Here is a 2500-nt window from a genome sequence, read left to right on the forward strand (position 1 = left end):
TGGTTGCGGGGGCAGGATTTGAACCTGCGACCTTCAGGTTATGAGCCTGACGAGCTACCGGGCTGCTCCACCCCGCGTCAATTTTTTTGCGTTTTCCTGCCTGTTTTCATGACAAAAGGCCGCTTGTTGCGGCCTTTGTCGTTTTTGGCTTTGTTCTGAGAAGATTTTCATGCGTTTTGCAGACCTGGCAGCGACCTACTCTCCCGTGTCTTAAGACAAAGTACCATCGGCGCTGGGGCGTTTCACGGCCGTGTTCGGAAAGGGAACGGGTGCAGCCGCCCCGCCATAACCACCAGGTCGGCGAAACGCATGTAATCGAGAAGCTGGTTGACCTTTCGGTCATTGATTTATCTGGCTCCGGGCGAAGCCCGCAAGGCCGACTGGTCGTCGGCGCTTATGCGCCGCGCCCGCGCAGCGGCTTGCGCAGCAAGCTCGCGTGAGCGCTCAAGATGAGCATAAGCAATGAGAATGATTCAAGCCGATCGAGTTATTAGTACCGGTAAGCTCCATGCGTTGCCGCACTTCCACACCCGGCCTATCAACGTGGTGGTCTCCCACGACTCTCAGGGAATACTCGTTTTCAGGTCGGTTTCCCGCTTAGATGCCTTCAGCGGTTATCCGTTCCGTATATAGCTACCCTGCTATGCGGCTGGCGCCACAACAGGTCCACCAGAGATACGTCCATCCCGGTCCTCTCGTACTAGGGACAGATCCTGTCAATATTCCTACACCCACGGCAGATAGGGACCGAACTGTCTCACGACGTTCTGAACCCAACTCACGTACCGCTTTAAATGGCGAACAGCCATACCCTTGGGACCTGCTCCAGCCCCAGGATGCGATGAGTCGACATCGAGGTGCCAAACAACCCCGTCGATATGGACTCTTGGGGGTCATCAGCCTGTTATCCCCGGCGTACCTTTTATCCGTTGAGCGATGGCCCTTCCACGCGGGACCACCGGATCACTATGACCGACTTTCGTCTCTGCTCGACTTGTCAGTCTTGCAGTCAGGCAGGCTTATGCCATTGCACTCAGCGAACGATTTCCGACCGTTCTGAGCCCACCATCGCGCGCCTCCGTTACTCTTTAGGAGGCGACCGCCCCAGTCAAACTACCCACCATACACTGTCCCGGATCCGGATAACGGACCGCGGTTAGACATCCATGTAGATAAGGGTGGTATTTCAAGGATGGCTCCACGCGAGCTGGCGCCCACGCTTCAAAGCCTACCACCTATCCTACACATGCCGACACGAATGCCAGTGTAAAGCTATAGTAAAGGTGCACGGGGTCTTTCCGTCTAACCGCAGGAACCCCGCATCTTCACGGGGAATTCAATTTCACTGAGTCTCTGCTGGAGACAGCGGGGAAGTCGTTACGCCATTCGTGCAGGTCGGAACTTACCCGACAAGGAATTTCGCTACCTTAGGACCGTTATAGTTACGGCCGCCGTTTACCGGGGCTTCAATTCAGAGCTTGCACTCCTCCTCTTAACCTTCCGGCACCGGGCAGGCGTCAGACCCTATACGTCGTCTTGCGACTTCGCAGAGCCCTGTGTTTTTGATAAACAGTCGCTACCCCCTGGTCTGTGCCACCCCCCTCCGGTTGCCCGAAGAAGGGTCACGCTTATCCCGAAGTTACGCGTGCATTTTGCCGAGTTCCTTCAGCAGAGTTCTCTCAAGCGCCTTGGTATACTCTACCAGTCCACCTGTGTCGGTTTCGGGTACGGTCTATATGGAGGAGCTATTTCCTGGGACCACATGGCTGCCTCTCCAATCCAATAAGGAAAGACAACGTCCGCAATCCGTCACTACCTCCAGGCCCACGAATATTAACGTGGTTCCCATCGACTACGCCTTTCGGCCTCGCCTTAGGGGCCGGCTAACCCTGCTCAGATTAACTTTAAGCAGGAACCCTTGGACTTTCGGCGAGGGGGTCTCTCACCCCCTTTATCGTTACTCATGTCAGCATTCGCACTTCCGATACCTCCAGGAGCCCTCACGGGTCTCCCTTCATCAGCCTACGGAACGCTCCGCTACCGCTTGCAAAGCAAGCCCAAAGCTTCGGTGTATGGCTTTAGCCCCGGTACATTTTCGGCGCAAAACCCCTTAATTAGACCAGTGAGCTGTTACGCTTTCTTTAAATGATGGCTGCTTCTAAGCCAACATCCTGGTTGTTTTGGGAGTCTCACATCCTTTCCCACTTAGCCATAACTTGGGGACCTTAGCTGTTGGTCAGGGTTGTTTCCCTCTCCACGACGGACGTTAGCACCCGCCGTGTGTCTGCCGACTAGTACTCCTCGGTATTCGGAGTTTGGTTAGGTTTGGTAATCCGGTGAGGACCCCTAGCCCATCCAGTGCTCTACCCCCGAGGGTATTCGGTCGACGCTCTACCTAAATAGATTTCGCGGAGAACCAGCTATTTCCGAGTTTGATTGGCCTTTCACCCCTAGCCACAAGTCATCCCGATCTATTGCAACAGATATGGGTTCGGTCCTC

The 2500-nt window shown here is 55.0% G+C and carries 1 tRNA gene and 2 rRNA genes (1 of these 3 cut by a window edge); all 3 read right to left on the reverse strand.

Annotated elements, in window-relative coordinates:
• Window positions 1–77 (reverse strand) — tRNA-Met (locus JCM21793_RS22270).
• A 105-nt stretch (window positions 78–182) separates the two neighbouring features.
• Window positions 183–297 (reverse strand): 5S ribosomal RNA (rrf, locus tag JCM21793_RS22275).
• Between the two features lie 172 nt (window positions 298–469).
• Window positions 470–2500 (reverse strand): 23S ribosomal RNA (locus JCM21793_RS22285); it runs 768 nt beyond the window's last position.

This window comes from Nitratireductor aquibiodomus NL21 = JCM 21793, assembly GCF_000615975.1.
GTDB classification, from domain to species: Bacteria; Pseudomonadota; Alphaproteobacteria; order Rhizobiales; family Rhizobiaceae; genus Nitratireductor; species Nitratireductor aquibiodomus.